The organism is Bacillus sp. RC251, assembly GCF_044908765.1.
Lineage (GTDB): Bacteria > Bacillota > Bacilli > Bacillales > Bacillaceae_G > Bacillus_A > Bacillus_A wiedmannii.
In genome coordinates, this window is record NZ_JBIYDP010000002.1 from 679,126 (window position 1) to 694,568 (window position 15,443).

Genomic DNA, 15,443 nt, shown 5'->3' on the forward strand with positions numbered 1-15,443 from the left:
TCTCTGCAATTTTAGTGAAATCAGTGTTTGAAAGATTTTTAAACCAGGCAACAACATGAAGAGAAAAGAGAATGAGTCTGTTAAAGTATTTGCTCTTGGTGGAGTAGGTGAAATCGGGAAAAACATGTACTGTGTTGAAATTGATTCTGAAATCTTTATTGTAGATGCAGGATTAATGTTCCCAGGAGATGAAATGTTTGGAATTGATATCGTTATTCCTGATATTACATATTTAGTGGAAAACCAAGAGCGAGTAAAAGGTTTATTTATTACTCACGGTCATGAAGATCATATTGGTGGAATTGTTTACGTACTTCGTAAATTATCAATTCCAGTGTATGCAACGAAATTAACAGTAGGACTTATACAAGAAAAACTTGGCGAAGCGGGTATGTTAGGCCGTGTAGACTTAAAAACAATCGATTCAAATTCAACAGTAGAGTTTAATACTACAACGGTGTCATTCTTTGGAACGACACATAGTATTCCAGATTCTGTTGGTGTTTGTTTCCATACATCAAAAGGTGCTATCGTATACACGGGAGACTTTAAATTCGATCAAACTCCAATTGGAAATAGTGGAGCAGACCTTGGAAAAATGGCACAAATCGGAAATGAAGGCGTACTGTGCTTATTATCTGATAGTACAAATGCTGAGCGTCCAGGCTATACAGGTTCTGAAAAAGAAGTTGGTGTAGAAATTTCTAAAGTGTTCTACGGCGCAGAAGGACGTATTATCGTTGCTTCATTTGCATCGAATGTACATCGTATTCAACAAGTATTTGATGCAGCTGCTGAAACAGGACGAAAAGTAGCGGTTGTAGGACGTAGTATGGTGAAAGTGGTAGATATCGCAAGACGTCTTGGTTATTTAGATGTTCCAGAAGGTATGGTTATTTCACTACAAGAAGTAGACAATTTCCCAGAGAAAAAGGTAGCTATTTTAACGACAGGTAGCCAAGGTGAACCGATGGCAGCCCTTTCTAGAATGGCGAAGCAAGCTCATAAACAAATTTCAATTCGTAAAGGCGATACGGTTATTATTGCGGCTTCTCCAATTCCAGGTAATGAAATATCTGTATCGAAAATTATTGACTTGTTATTTAGAGCTGGAGCTGATGTTATTTATTACGGTGAAAGAAAAGTTCACGTTTCAGGTCACGGTAGCCAAGAAGAATTAAAGTTAATGTTAAATTTAATGAAACCGAAATATTTTGTACCCGTACATGGTGAGTTCCGTATGCAAAAAGCACATGCATATTTAGCTGAAGATGTAGGTATTGCAAGAGAGAATATCTTTATCGTAGAAAAAGGTGATGTGATTGCTTTTGGTGACGATGACGCAAACTTAGTTGGCAAAGTACAAGCTGGTAATGTGTTAATTGATGGATTAGGTGTAGGTGACGTTGGTAATATCGTTCTTCGAGATAGAAAAATGTTATCTCAAGATGGAATATTAGTAGTTGTTGTAACACTTGGTAAAGATGAAAAGAAAATTATCTCTGGTCCAGAAATCATTTCACGTGGTTTTGTGTATGTTCGTGAATCAGAAGCGTTAATTGACCGCTCTACAGAGATTGTACGTATGATTGTTGAGCAATCGATTAAAGAGTATTCAATTGAATGGTCTATGTTAAAACAAAATATTCGTGAATTATTAGGGCAGTTCTTGTACGAAGAGACAAAGAGAAAACCTATGATTTTACCGATTATTATGGAAGTATAAAAAAGATCACCTTTACGGGTGATCTTTTTTTCTTTTTAAACTCTATCGAATGAAATTTATAACTTAAGAAATAATAGTTATATACGAGTGAAAGGGGATGCGATATGACAGAACGTGATCGTTATACAAATGAAGGGAAAGAGGCTGAGCCGAAAGAAACTGGGAAAGAAGCTTCGATAGTGGAGAAAATTCAACAGCTAGGGCAAACGAATGTACCACAAATGAATGAGTCAAGTATTCATTGTTTAACAATCATCGGGCAGGTGGAAGGTCATGTTCAGTTGCCGCCGCAAAATAAAACAACAAAATATGAGCATATTATTCCGCAAATTGTTGCGATAGAACAAAATCCGAAAATTGAAGGTTTGCTTTTAATATTAAACACGGTCGGAGGTGACGTTGAAGCAGGGTTAGCAATTTCTGAGATGGTAGCTTCGCTTTCAAAGCCAACGGTATCACTTGTTCTGGGCGGAGGGCATTCTATCGGTGTACCAATCGCCGTCTCTACGGATTATTCATTTATTGCGGAAACTGCGACGATGACAATTCATCCCATTCGTCTAACAGGTCTTGTTATAGGTGTGCCGCAAACATTTGAGTATTTAGATAAAATGCAAGAAAGAGTCATTCGATTTGTGACGAAGCATTCGAAAGTAACCGAAGATCGTTTTAAAGAACTTATGTTTGCGAAAGGGAATTTGACGCGAGATATTGGGACGAATGTAATTGGTGGCGATGCAGTGAAATATGGTCTTATAGATGATGTCGGTGGTATTGGGAATGCGATTCGAAAACTGAATGAATTAATAGATGCTCGCATGGATGATAGTGCAGAAGGGACAATGTTACAATGATTTTATACACAATTATGCCAGAGCAACTTGTATATCCAGCTGATTATTCGCAATGTGAAAGCCAAAAAGTTGTAAATATAAACGGTGTTGAATTAATGGTTTCTGAAGAAGAACATGGGTGTTATTCTATTGTACGTGTGTTAAGTACGGATCCGCTACACTACTTAGAGTTTGAGCCCGGCCAGAAAATAACCTTTTAGCAAAAAGAAGGATTTTGTTTAGAAGCTATGGTATAATATAAAAAACAAGACGGTTGAGCAGCCATGAGAGGGCTGCTTTCTTCTGTTTATTTAACAATTTACAAGAAGTGTAAAAATAGAAGATATAAGACCTGAAAAAATAGAGAAAACAGACATGTAAGTAGTGCTTTTTTAGGAAGCCCTACTTACATGTAGAACACGAGGTGAAGAAATGGCAAAACAAAAGCAAAGAGGGACGAAGGCAAAAGCAAGACGCACGATAAAGCCAACTTTGTATTATGAAATCGTCGGTTTAACTCTTTTTGCACTTTCAATCATTACGATTTTACAGCTAGGTGTTGTAGGGAAATCGTTTGTGTTATTTTTTCGCTTCTTCTTTGGTGAGTGGTACATAATTGGTGTGTTAGGTGTAATAGCTTTATCGGTTTCGTTTGTTATCAAACGTGGATGGCCGAACCTTTTAAATAAACGGTTAATTGGTTTTTATTTAATAGTATTGGCGATATTAATGTTTAGTCATATTACATTATTTAACCTTCTTACGAAAGATGGAGCAGTGCAAAATACTTCTGTTATTGTGAGTACGAAAGATAACTTCTTTCTTGAAATGAAAAAGGGGCCGGATAGCGTTCATTTAGGCGGTGGTATGTTTGGTGCGCTTATGTTCGCGACGTGTTACTTTTTATTTGACGAAGTAGGAGCTTATATCATTGGCATTATTTTAGTGATTCTCGGCATACTTTGTATAACAAATAAGCATATTGGAGAAGTACTTGCCCCTGTAGGAAGAATCCTTAGAAGTCAATTTGAAGTAATGCAAGGGGATTATAAAGATTGGAGATCCAAAAGGACGGCTGAACAAACAGAAAAGAAAAAAACAACGAGAAGCACAAGGAGCAAACGTGCTGCAGAACAAGAAGAGACTATTGAGCCGATGGAAGAAATCTCAATTGATCCTCCAATTATTTCGAATTTCACTGAGAATTATCCTGTAAATGAAGAAGAGAATAAACGAATTAGCGAAGAACAGGAAGCAGAGTTAATAACTTCACCGTCTATTGAAGAGGCTCCGTCTGTTGAAGAATCTAAGAAAAAGCGTGGAGAAAAGATTGTAGAATCTTTAGAGGCGGAAACAAGTGCCCCGCCAATGCAATTTTCAAATGTAGAAAATAAAGATTACAAGCTTCCTGCACTTGATATATTGAAATTTCCTAAGAATAAGCAAGTTACAAATGAAAATGCAGAAATTTATGAGAATGCTCGTAAATTAGAACGTACATTCCAAAGTTTTGGAGTGAAAGCGAAAGTAACAAAAGTACATAGAGGTCCTGCAGTTACAAAATATGAAGTGTATCCTGATATGGGAGTAAAGGTAAGCAAAATCGTTAGTTTAAGTGATGATTTAGCACTTGCTTTAGCTGCAAAAGACATTCGTATTGAAGCACCTATTCCCGGGAAATCAGCTGTAGGGATTGAAGTTCCGAACTCAGAAGTATCTATGGTAACGCTAAGAGAAGTTCTTGATTCTAAGGCTAATAATCATCCGGAAGAGAAGTTGTTAATTGGTCTTGGACGAGATATTACAGGTGAAGCTGTATTAGCCCGTTTAAATAAAATGCCCCATTTACTAGTAGCTGGTGCGACAGGTAGCGGGAAAAGTGTATGTATTAATGGTATTATTGTTAGTATTTTAATGCGTGCAAAACCACATGAAGTAAAATTAATGATGATTGATCCGAAAATGGTAGAGTTAAATGTATATAACGGTGTTCCGCATTTATTAACACCAGTTGTAACTGATCCGAAAAAAGCATCACAAGCTTTGAAAAAAGTCGTGAGTGAAATGGAACGACGTTATGAATTATTTGCTCATAGTGGCACGCGTAACATTGAAGGATATAATGATCATATTAAAGAACATAATAGTCAATCAGAAGCGAAACAACCGGAATTACCTTATATTGTAGTAATAGTGGACGAGTTAGCCGATTTAATGATGGTTGCTTCATCAGATGTAGAGGATGCGATTATGCGTTTAGCACAAATGGCTCGTGCGGCTGGTATTCATTTAATTATTGCGACGCAGCGTCCATCGGTTGATGTTATTACGGGAGTTATTAAAGCGAATATTCCATCACGTATTGCATTCGCGGTATCTTCTCAAACGGACTCTCGTACAATTCTTGACGGTGGTGGTGCAGAGAAACTGCTAGGTCGTGGAGATATGCTGTTTATACCAATTGGTGCATCGAAGCCTGTACGTGTACAAGGTGCATTTTTATCCGATGATGAAGTTGAGAGAGTTGTAGAGTATGTTATTGGTCAGCAAAAAGCGCAATATCAAGAAGATATGATTCCACAAGATGTTCCTGATACGAAGCGGGAAGTAGAAGATGAATTATATGATGAAGCAGTTCAGCTTGTAGTGGAAATGCAAACAGCATCTGTTTCTATGTTGCAACGTAGGTTTAGAGTCGGTTATACGCGAGCTGCCCGTTTAATTGATGCAATGGAAATGAATGGTGTGGTAGGTCCGTATGAAGGTAGTAAACCACGAGAAGTGCTCATTAATGATGTACAAGAAAAAAGTTCATAAAAAAAGCCTAATTGTTTTTACAATTAGGCTTTTTTATATGCTAGTTTTGTTATATACTATATTCAGTAATTAAGAAAGGGCTTACATTTGAAGCGATTCTTTAGAATACGAATACTTTGATTATGTTTTTAATAAATGTTCGATATTTAATGTAGAAAAATGTTAAATTTTGTTGACACGTATGGGAGCAAGTGGTAAGATTACTTCGAAAAGAATCACTGCCTCATATAATCTTGGAGATAAGGTCCATAAGTTTCTACCCGGCAACCATGAATTGCTGGACTATGAGGGGAAAAGTGTGTAACAAAGGATGTAAGAGATCTTTGTGCCGAACTTTTTCTCGAAATGAGGAATGTTTATGGTGCGAAGTTTTTTTTATGCAGTAAAGAGTGAAAATTTCATCTTGAAAAATTATTAATATTTATTCGACAATTAAGCTTATTTTTAGTATTTAGCAATTTTTATTATGTTGTAAGTTGAAAAAAGAGAAAAGAAGTCTTACATCAGAGGTCGAATAATTGAAATGCGGGGGAGTCTTATGTCAGTAAAATCCGATAGTCGTCATCTATATTTACGGGTGATTGATCACATCAAAGAAAAAATTAAAGATGGAGCTTACAAAGAAAGACAGAAGTTACCATCAGAGTTTGATTTAGCGAAAGAACTTGGTGTAAGTAGGGCGACTTTAAGGGAAGCGCTGCGTATTTTAGAAGAAGAAAATGTTGTCATTCGTAGACATGGTGTAGGAACATTTGTAAATGCAAAGCCGTTATTTTCTTCTGGGATTGAACAACTTTCTAGTATTACAGATATGATTTCTAGTGTGGGGAAAACACCAGGAACTATCTTTTTATCATCATCTACAACAAGTTTAACAGAAGAAGAAAAAGAGAAGTTTAATAGTGAAGACGGTTTTAATGCGGTAATGATTGAGCGTGTGCGTACAGCAGATGGGGAACCTGTTGTATATTGTATCGATAAACTTGCAAAAGAAATCTTGCCAGATTTATCGGGATACAACGAAGAATCATTGCTTACAGTGATACATAACAATACGCACAAACGTATCACATACGCAGTTGCTCACATTGAGCCAATTGGCTATCATCCGAAAATCTCACCGATTTTAGAATGTGAACCGGAAACGGCACTGCTAGTTTTAAAACAAATGCACTATGATCAAAATGATGAGCCAATCTTATATTCTATCAATTACTTTAGAGCTGATAAGTTTAGCTTCCACGTATTAAGAAAACGTATGTAGGTAAGTTCCATTTTAGGGAGGTGACAGCAAGAAGTTAGGGACAGCAGCGTAAGAATAAAGAGATATATATAATTTTAGGAGGGGTTTCTAGTATGAAGAAAAAAACAGGTCTTTTATTATCATTAACATTAGCAGCAAGCGCGATTTTAGGTGCATGTGGTAACTCGGATAAGGCGAGTAGTGACAAGAAAGAAGATAAAGAATTCAAAGTTGGTATGGTAACGGATGTTGGGGGTGTTGATGATAAATCATTCAACCAATCTTCTTGGGAAGGTTTGAAAAAGTTTGGTAAAGATAATGGATTAAAGGAAAAGACAAATTATCGTTACCTACAGTCTGAAAAAGAAGCAGATTATATTCCAAACTTAAAGAAATTTTCAAAAGATAAGTATGATTTATCTTTCGGAATCGGTTATAAATTAGAAGGTGCAATTAAAGAAGTAGCAAAAGAAGCTCCAAAACAACAATTCGCAATTGTGGATACTGTTGTAGATGCACCGAACGTAACGAGCATTACATTTAAAGATCATGAAGGATCATTCCTTGTAGGTGCGGTAGCGGCTATGTCAACAAAATCGAATAAAGTAGGATTTGTTGGTGGAATGAAGAGTGATTTAATTAGTAAATTTGAAAATGGATTTAAAGCTGGTGCAAAGGCAGTAAATCCAAACATTGAAATCGTATCTGAATATGCAGAAGCATTCGATAAGCCTGAAAAAGGTACAGTTCTTGCTTCAGCAATGTACGGTCAAGGCGTAGATGTAATTTATCATGCTGCTGGTGGTACAGGTAACGGTGTGTTCACTGAAGCGAAAAATCGCAAGAAAAAAGGTGAAAATGTTTGGGTAATCGGTGTTGACCGTGACCAACATCAAGAAGGTATGCCTGAGAATGTAACATTAACTTCAATGATAAAACGCGTTGATGTAGCTGTAGAAAAAGTAGCTAAAGAAGCAAAAGATGGAAAGTTAAAAGGTGGAAAAATTGAAGCGTTTGGCTTAAAAGATGACGGTATTGGTATTTCAAAAACAACTGATAACGTGAAAAAAGTTAACCCTGAAATTTTAACAAAAGTAGAAGAATTTGAAAAGAAAATTACAGACGGTGAAATTAAAGTACCAGCTACAGATAAAGAGTATAAAGAATATGAAGCTTCTCTAAAAAAATAAATAGAGAAATAGCAAAGGTTAGTTCATAGAACTAACCTTTGTATGTATAAAACTTCCGAATTGCTTAATAAGTTAATAGTGTAATAGGGGAATGTTCCCTGTTAAAAGGAGGAACAAAATGGAATACGTAATTGAGATGAATAACATTACGAAAGTATTCCCAGGCATTGTAGCGAATGATGATATTACGCTGCAAGTAAAGCAGGGTGAGATACATGCTTTACTTGGCGAAAATGGTGCAGGGAAATCCACATTGATGAATGTACTATTTGGTTTGTACCAACCAGAACAAGGTGAAATTAAAATTAATGGAAAGTCTGTAAACATTACCAATCCGAATGTGGCAAATGACCTTGGTATTGGAATGGTTCATCAGCACTTTATGCTTGTTCATAATTTTACAGTTACAGAGAATATTATTCTCGGAAATGAACCGAAGAAAAAAGGGAAAATTGCTGTTGAAGAAGCTGCTAAAGAAATTCAAAAACTGTCTGAACAATACGGCTTAGCTGTAGATCCATATGCGAAAATACAGGATATTTCAGTTGGTATGCAACAGCGTGTTGAGATTTTGAAAACTCTTTACCGCGGTGCAGAAATTTTAATATTTGATGAACCGACAGCTGTGTTAACACCACAAGAAATTCATGAGCTAATTCAAATTATGAAAAAGCTTGTGCAAGAAGGAAAATCTATCGTTCTTATTACACATAAGTTGAAAGAAATTATGGAAGTTTGCGATCGTTGTACGATTATTCGTAAAGGAAAAGGGATTGGAACGGTTGACGTTGCAAATACGGATGAAAATAAACTTGCAGAATTAATGGTCGGACGTCAAGTGAATTTTAAAACAGAAAAAATAGACGCGAAGCCAAAAGAAGAGGTACTTTCAATTGCAAACCTTGTTGTTCACGATGCACGTCAACTACCTGCTGTAAAAGGCCTTGACTTAACTGTTCGTGCGGGGGAAATTGTTGGGATTGCAGGAATTGATGGAAACGGACAAAGTGAATTAATAGAAGCAATTACTGGTTTACGAAAAGTTGAGTCAGGTTCTATTGCAATTAGAGGAAAAGAAATAACAAATTGGCCTGTTAGAAGAATAACAGAAGAGGGAATTGGTCATATTCCAGAAGATCGTCATAAACACGGACTTGTTCTTGATTTTTCTGTTAGAGATAATATAGTTCTGCAAACGTACTATAAAAATCCGTTTTCAAAGAAAGGGATTTTAAATTTTAGTAAAATTACAGAAAAAGCAAAGGCTCTTATTGAACAGTTTGATGTACGTACACCTAGTGAGCAAACGGTAGCACGCGCTCTATCTGGGGGGAATCAACAAAAAGCAATTATTGCACGTGAAGTAGACCGTGATCCAGATTTATTAATCGCAGCACAGCCAACACGTGGTTTAGATGTAGGAGCAATTGAATTTATTCATAAGAGATTAATAGAACAAAGGGATAAAGGAAAAGGGGTATTACTTTTATCTTTAGAGTTAGATGAAATCTTAAATGTTAGCGACCGAATTGCTGTTATTTATGAAGGGAAAATTGTAGCAATTGTTGATGCGAAAGAAACAAATGAACAACACCTTGGGTTGTTAATGGCTGGAGGAACAAAGAAGGAGCAGGTGGGTACAAATGGCTAAAAAACTTTTAACAGAACGAACGATAAATATTTTAGTCCCAGTACTATCCGTTATTTTCGGCTTACTCGTCGGAGCAATTGTAATGCTAGTTAGTGGCTATGATCCAATTGTTGGTTATAGTGCGCTTTGGACAGGAATGTTCGGTAGCGCAAGTGCGATTGGTGAAACGCTTCGTACAATGATCCCGCTTATTCTTGCTGGTTTATCAGTGGCGTTTGCATTTCGAACAGGTTTATTTAATATCGGGGTAGAGGGCCAATTGCTAGTTGGTTGGCTTGCAGCAGTTTGGTTCGGTTATGCAGTTTCGCTACCAGCTGTTCTTCACATTCCGTTATCAATTTTATTTGCAGCATTGGTAGGTGGAATTTGGGGTTTCATCCCTGGATATTTAAAGGGGAAATTTCAAGTTAATGAAGTTATTGTAACGATTATGATGAACTATATTGCGTTATACGTAACATATGACATTATTAAGCGTTTCTTGCACGAGGGTAATGATAAAACGTACGACATCAAAGCGAGTGCGTCATTATCTTCAGACTGGCTTGCTTCCATCACTGACGGTTCGCGCCTTCACTGGGGAATTGTTGTAGCAATTTTAATCGCTATTTTAATGTGGTTCTTATTAGATCGAACAACTTTAGGGTATGAATTAAAGTCGGTAGGATTTAATCAACATGCCTCCCAATATGCTGGTATGAAAGTTTCTCGCAATGTAGTATTCTCTATGACAATTGCTGGTGCATTTGCAGGGATTGGCGGTGCGATGGAAGGGTTAGGAACATTCCAAAGTATGACAGCAATGTCTTCGTTTACAGGAGTAGGATTTGACGGGATTGCCGTAGCCTTACTTGGGGGGAATAATCCGTTTGGTATTATCCTTTCAGCTTTATTATTTGGTGGTTTGAAAAGTGCTTCCCCTCAAATGAACTTTGAGGCAGATGTACCATCAGAGCTTATTAATGTGATTATTGCATGTATCATCTTCTTTGTTGCATGTAGTTATGTGTTAAGATGGGCGCTTACACGCATGAGCAAGGAGGGGAAATAAATGAGCTTTTTAGATATATTAGCCATTCTTGTGACGGGTACGTTATATACATCAGCACCTATAATTTTTACAGCACTAGGTGGTGTATTTAGTGAACGATCAGGTGTTGTAAATATTGGATTAGAAGGACTAATGCTATTTGGTGCATTTATTGGAGTTGTTACAAACTTATTAATGGGTGATACATGGGGCACGATGACTCCGTGGATTGCGTTATTATTTGCGGCAATTGGTAGTGGGTTATTTGCATTACTTCATGCGGTAGCATCTATTACATTCCGAGCGGATCAAGTTGTAAGTGGTGTAGCAATTAACTTCTTATCTCTTGGTTTAACAGTATTTGCAATTAAGAAGATTTTTGATAAAGGGCAGACTGACTTTATTCAGTATCGTATTGAAAAGATTGATATTCCAGGCCTTTCGGATATTCCGGTTTTAGGGAAAATATTTTTCTCGAACGTACCAATAACGTCGTATATTGCCATTATTTTAGCATTCGTTGTTTGGTATGTTATTTATAAAACACCGTTCGGTCTTCGTCTACGTGCTGTTGGTGAACACCCAATGGCTGCGGATACGATGGGGATTAACGTATATAAAATGCGCTATATTGGAGTCTGTATATCAGGTGTGTTTGCTGGAATTGGTGGAGCGATTTTTGCAATGTCAATTTCTAATAACTTCTCAGGGGCAACTATTACAGGACAAGGTTTCTTAGCTTTAGCGGCTATGATTTTTGGAAAGTGGAATCCACTAGGCGCACTAGGTGCAGCTCTATTCTTTGGTTTTGCGCAATCTCTTAGTGTAACAGGTGGAACAATTCCTGTATTAGATCAAATTCCAAGTGTTTTATTAACGATATTACCATATGTATTCACAATATTAGCACTTGTCGGTTTTGTAGGCCGTTCTGAAGCTCCGAAAGCATTAGGAACTCCTTATGAAAAAGGAAAACGATAAGTATTTTATAAGTATTTTATAAGTATAAAAAAGCTCGCACATTAGTGCGGGCTTTTTTACATAGAATATATGTAATACGGAATTTTACTATGTTCCTTACATATGAAAGTTTTTAGAAAGAGCCTCATGTAAGTATAGTGAGGAAGAAAAGTTGATTTTTCATTTCTAAAAACTGTATATTGAAGAGGAATATTCCTATATACGTAAAGGAGGGCTATAAATGAAACTAATGGAACAACAGTTACATGAGTTAGGTGGTTTGCGAGTACATATTATTCCGACTGATAAATATAAAACAAATACTTTTGTATTTCGTTTTAAAGCACCTTTAAATGAGGAGACGGTGACAGAGCGTGCCCTATTGCCATACGTATTGCAAAGTGCGACAGAAAAGCTTCCTTCTGTAATTCGTCTTCGTCAATATTTAGAAGAATTATACGGATCTTCTTTGGCAGTAGATGTAAGTAAAAAAGGAGAAGACCATATTATCTCTATTTATGTAGACATTGCAAATGAAGTATATTTACATGATGCACCACCGCTATTTGAAAAAGCGCTTTCTATGTTATCGGATATCGTTTTACATCCAGCAACAGAGGGGAATGGTTTTTTACCTTCTATCGTAGAAAGTGAAAAGAGAGCGCTCTTGCAACGAATTGAAGCTACGTACGATGATAAAATGCGCTATGCAAACGAGCGTTTAATTGAAGAAATGTGCAAAGTAGAACCGTATCGTTTAAGTGCACATGGGAAAAAAGAGATTGTTTCTTCTATTACAAATGAAAGTTTGTATCAATATTATCAAAAAGTGTTAGCAGAAGATGAAATGGATCTATACATTATTGGTGATATTTCAGAAAACGCAGTGGATCTTGTAAGTAAGTATTTTTCTATTTCAGCGCGTCCTGCGAGAGAAAGAAATGTACTTCTTCATAAGAGAAATAATGAAGAAAAAGAAGTTGTTGAAAAACAAGAATTAAAACAAAGTAAATTACACATTGGTTATCGTACATTTATTACGTATAAAGACGAAGATTATTTTGCGCTACAATTGTTCAATGGATTGTTTGGAGGATTTTCTCATTCGAAGTTATTCGTTAACGTTCGTGAAAAAAATAGTTTAGCGTACTATGCGGCATCCCGCTTTGAAAGTCATAAAGGCTTATTGTTTGTCATGTCAGGGATCGAAGCGAAAAATTATGAAAAAGCTGTTGAGATTATTAAAGAACAAATGTTAGCGATGCAAAATGGTGATTTTTCTGAAGAAGAGATGCATCAAACGAAAAGTGTTATTCAAAATCAAATATTAGAGGCGATTGATACACCACGCGGATTTGTGGAGATGCTGTATCATGGTATTATTTCAGATCGTACGCGTCCGGTTGAAGAATGGCTTACAGGCATTGAAAGTGTGACGAAAGAAGAGATTGTGAAAGTTGCTAAAAATATTGAACTAGATACAATTTACTTTTTACAAGGAACGGAGGGAGAATAAATGGAGAAAATTGTTTATGAGCAATTAAAAGAGACACTCTATTATGAAAAACTTCCTAATGGATTAGATGTATATATTTTACCAAAGCAAGGATTTAATAAAACATTTGCAACGTTTACGACAAAATATGGTTCTATGGATAATACATTCGTACCATTAGGTAAAGAAGAAATGGTTCGTGTGCCTGATGGAATTGCTCATTTTCTTGAACATAAATTATTTGAAAAAGAAGATCACGATGCTTTCCAATTGTTTAGTAAACAAGGAGCATCAGCAAATGCTTTCACATCTTTCACAAGAACAGCTTACCTGTTTTCATGTACATCAAATGTAGAACAAAATTTAAATACATTGTTAAACTTCGTACAAGAGCCTTACTTCTCTGAAAAAACAGTTGAAAAAGAGAAGGGGATTATTGGGCAAGAAATTCAAATGTATCAAGATAATCCAGATTGGCGCTTATACTTTGGATTAATTGATAGCTTGTTTGTGAAGCACCCAATTAAAATTGATATTGCAGGGACAATCGAGTCTATTAGTAAAATTACGAAAGACTTATTATATGAATGTTATGAAACATTTTATCATCCGAGCAATATGTTATTGTTCGTTGTGGGGGCAATTGATCCAGAGAAAACAATGGATTTAGTACGTGAAAATCAAGCGAAAAAAGATTATAAAAACCAGCCAGAAATTGTACGTTCATTTGAAGAAGAACCAGATGAGGTAAATGAAAAGAAGAAAATTATTTCCATGCCTGTACAAACACCGAAATGTTTAGTTGGTATTAAAGCGACAAATTTAAAAGAAAAAGGGAAAGCCCTTTTAAAACAAGAAATTGCGCTTACGTTACTTTTAGATTATTTATTTGGGAAAAGCTCCGTTCATTACGAATCTTTATATAATGAAGGTCTTATTGATGATTCGTTCTCGTATGATTATACGGAAGAGAATAACTTCGGTTTTGCAATGGTTGGCGGCGATACGAAGCAACCTGATGAGCTGGAAGAGCGTTTGAAAAGCATTTTACTAAATACAAATTATGATCAATTAGATGAGGTGGCATTAGAACGAGTAAAGAAAAAGAAAATAGGTGGCTTTTTACGCTCGTTGAATTCGCCGGAATATATTGCAAATCAATTTACACGATATGCGTTTAATGAATCTAGTCTGTTTGAGGCATTGACTGTATTAGAAAGTTTAACTGTTCAAGATTTACAAGAAGTAGCCAAATTATTATTATCAGAAGAGAAAATGAGTGTTTGTCAAGTTTTACCGAAAAAATAAAAGATTTCATAATAATACCCTCATCTTATCATTGATAAATTGTAAGATGAGGGTATTATTTATAGGAGAAAGATTTTGTTGAAATAAGAGAGGAATTGTATGAAAAAGTATGCATTAGTAACTGGAGGAAGCGGAGGGATTGGCTCTGCTATTTCAAAACAATTAATTCAAGATGGATATACAGTATATGTTCATTATAATAACGGTGAAGAGAAAGTGAACGAGTTGCAGAAAGAATGGGGTGAAGTGATTCCTGTTCAAGCGAATTTAGCTTCTACTGATGGGGCAGAGCAGTTGTGGGAACAAATTGAACATCCTCTTGATGTTATCGTATACGCAGCTGGGAAGAGTATCTTTGGACTCGTAACAGATGTAACGAACGATGAATTGAATTATATGGTAGAACTTCAAGTGAAGAGTATTTATAAATTATTATCAAGGGCGCTGCCATCTATGATTCAGCGGAGAAGTGGTAATATTGTACTTGTTTCTTCTATATGGGGCCAAATCGGCGCATCATGTGAAGTGCTTTACTCGATGGTAAAAGGTGCACAAAATTCATATGTGAAAGCTTTAGCGAAAGAAGTTTCATTAAGTGGATTAAGGGTTAACGCGGTGGCGCCAGGTGCAATTGAAACGGAAATGTTACAAGTATTTTCAGAAGAGGATAAGAATGAAATTGCTGAAGAGATCCCGTTAGGCAGGTTGGGACTACCAGAAGAGGTAGCGAAAACAGTGTCATTCCTCGTATCACCAGGAGCATCTTACATAACTGGACAAATTATCGGAGTAAATGGTGGTTGGCATTGCTAAAAATTTCTTACATAAAAAATGAAAAACTGTACAAATTAAGCATGATTCTATTACTAAGTAGTGAGGTGCTTACACATGTCAGTTTTAGATAATTTTGATCAATGGAAGAGCTTTTTAGGAGAACGTTTAGAACAGGCATCAGGAAAAGGTCTTGATGGTGGTGCTGTATCAGATATGGCATTTCGTGTTGGAGATTATTTAGCAAATGAAGTAGAAGCGCGCAACGATCAAGAGAAATTATTGTCTGAGCTTTGGAAAGTTGCTGATGAACAAGAGCAACATACAATCGCAAACTTAATGGTGAAGTTTGTACAGCATAAGTAAAAAATAGAGAGGAGATTCTCCTCTCTATTTTTTTTGTATAATAATTGAACGGG

The 15,443-nt window shown here is 36.2% G+C and carries 13 protein-coding genes and 1 riboswitch; all 13 genes read left to right on the forward strand.

The window, feature by feature from the left end:
- Nucleotides 1-55: 55 nt before the first annotated feature.
- Nucleotides 56-1,726, forward strand: coding sequence for a ribonuclease J (locus ABH961_RS13500; protein ID WP_000823079.1), 1,671 nt, complete (start codon nt 56-58; stop codon nt 1,724-1,726).
- A gap of 104 nt (nt 1,727-1,830) precedes the next feature.
- On the forward strand, nt 1,831-2,580 hold the full coding sequence (gene tepA, locus ABH961_RS13505) for a translocation-enhancing protein TepA (protein ID WP_000139828.1): 750 nt from the start codon (nt 1,831-1,833) through the stop codon (nt 2,578-2,580).
- Complete coding sequence (locus tag ABH961_RS13510) at nt 2,577-2,780, forward strand: YlzJ-like family protein (RefSeq protein WP_000605020.1); 204 nt, start codon at nt 2,577-2,579, stop codon at nt 2,778-2,780. Before tepA ends, ABH961_RS13510 begins: the two co-directional genes overlap by 4 nt.
- 211 nt (nt 2,781-2,991) lie before the next feature.
- A complete protein-coding gene (locus ABH961_RS13515) occupies nt 2,992-5,376 on the forward strand; it encodes a DNA translocase FtsK (RefSeq protein WP_404519499.1) in 2,385 nt (794 codons plus the stop codon).
- A gap of 203 nt (nt 5,377-5,579) precedes the next feature.
- A riboswitch (purine riboswitch) is annotated at nt 5,580-5,681 on the forward strand.
- Nucleotides 5,682-5,914: 233 nt separating this feature from the next.
- Complete coding sequence (locus ABH961_RS13520; protein WP_000114176.1) at nt 5,915-6,640, forward strand: GntR family transcriptional regulator; 726 nt, start codon at nt 5,915-5,917, stop codon at nt 6,638-6,640.
- Nucleotides 6,641-6,732: 92 nt separating this feature from the next.
- Nucleotides 6,733-7,809: a BMP family lipoprotein gene (locus tag ABH961_RS13525; RefSeq protein WP_098137098.1), complete on the forward strand. Its 1,077-nt coding sequence runs from the start codon at nt 6,733-6,735 to the stop codon at nt 7,807-7,809.
- A 118-nt stretch (nt 7,810-7,927) separates the two neighbouring features.
- Nucleotides 7,928-9,460 carry an ABC transporter ATP-binding protein gene (locus ABH961_RS13530; RefSeq protein ID WP_404519501.1) on the forward strand — a complete coding sequence of 511 codons (1,533 nt, stop codon included), beginning with the start codon at nt 7,928-7,930 and terminating at the stop codon, nt 9,458-9,460.
- On the forward strand, nt 9,453-10,511 hold the full coding sequence (locus ABH961_RS13535; protein WP_098079077.1) for an ABC transporter permease: 1,059 nt from the start codon (nt 9,453-9,455) through the stop codon (nt 10,509-10,511). Before ABH961_RS13530 ends, ABH961_RS13535 begins: the two co-directional genes overlap by 8 nt.
- A complete protein-coding gene (locus ABH961_RS13540; RefSeq protein WP_000008857.1) occupies nt 10,512-11,471 on the forward strand; it encodes an ABC transporter permease in 960 nt (319 codons plus the stop codon).
- A 220-nt stretch (nt 11,472-11,691) separates the two neighbouring features.
- Complete coding sequence (yfmF, locus tag ABH961_RS13545) at nt 11,692-12,966, forward strand: EF-P 5-aminopentanol modification-associated protein YfmF (protein WP_048545971.1); 1,275 nt, start codon at nt 11,692-11,694, stop codon at nt 12,964-12,966.
- A complete protein-coding gene (gene yfmH, locus ABH961_RS13550) occupies nt 12,967-14,253 on the forward strand; it encodes an EF-P 5-aminopentanol modification-associated protein YfmH (protein WP_048545969.1) in 1,287 nt (428 codons plus the stop codon). It begins immediately after the preceding gene.
- A gap of 99 nt (nt 14,254-14,352) precedes the next feature.
- A complete protein-coding gene (ymfI, locus tag ABH961_RS13555; RefSeq protein ID WP_000759593.1) occupies nt 14,353-15,066 on the forward strand; it encodes an elongation factor P 5-aminopentanone reductase in 714 nt (237 codons plus the stop codon).
- A 75-nt stretch (nt 15,067-15,141) separates the two neighbouring features.
- Nucleotides 15,142-15,390: a DUF3243 domain-containing protein gene (locus tag ABH961_RS13560; protein ID WP_000114455.1), complete on the forward strand. Its 249-nt coding sequence runs from the start codon at nt 15,142-15,144 to the stop codon at nt 15,388-15,390.
- The last annotated feature ends 53 nt before the right edge of the window (nt 15,391-15,443 follow it).

Coding starts and splice junctions, on each gene's coding strand:
- ABH961_RS13500 (WP_000823079.1), top strand. CDS start 56: ATGAAGAGAAAAGAGAATGAGTCTGTTAAAGTATTTGCTCTTGGTGGA.
- ABH961_RS13520 (WP_000114176.1), top strand. CDS start 5,915: ATGTCAGTAAAATCCGATAGTCGTCATCTATATTTACGGGTGATTGAT.
- ABH961_RS13525 (WP_098137098.1), top strand. CDS start 6,733: ATGAAGAAAAAAACAGGTCTTTTATTATCATTAACATTAGCAGCAAGC.
- ymfI (WP_000759593.1), top strand. CDS start 14,353: ATGAAAAAGTATGCATTAGTAACTGGAGGAAGCGGAGGGATTGGCTCT.
- yfmF (WP_048545971.1), top strand. CDS start 11,692: ATGAAACTAATGGAACAACAGTTACATGAGTTAGGTGGTTTGCGAGTA.
- ABH961_RS13560 (WP_000114455.1), top strand. CDS start 15,142: ATGTCAGTTTTAGATAATTTTGATCAATGGAAGAGCTTTTTAGGAGAA.
- yfmH (WP_048545969.1), top strand. CDS start 12,967: ATGGAGAAAATTGTTTATGAGCAATTAAAAGAGACACTCTATTATGAA.
- ABH961_RS13540 (WP_000008857.1), top strand. CDS start 10,512: ATGAGCTTTTTAGATATATTAGCCATTCTTGTGACGGGTACGTTATAT.
- ABH961_RS13510 (WP_000605020.1), top strand. CDS start 2,577: ATGATTTTATACACAATTATGCCAGAGCAACTTGTATATCCAGCTGAT.
- tepA (WP_000139828.1), top strand. CDS start 1,831: ATGACAGAACGTGATCGTTATACAAATGAAGGGAAAGAGGCTGAGCCG.
- ABH961_RS13530 (WP_404519501.1), top strand. CDS start 7,928: ATGGAATACGTAATTGAGATGAATAACATTACGAAAGTATTCCCAGGC.
- ABH961_RS13515 (WP_404519499.1), top strand. CDS start 2,992: ATGGCAAAACAAAAGCAAAGAGGGACGAAGGCAAAAGCAAGACGCACG.
- ABH961_RS13535 (WP_098079077.1), top strand. CDS start 9,453: ATGGCTAAAAAACTTTTAACAGAACGAACGATAAATATTTTAGTCCCA.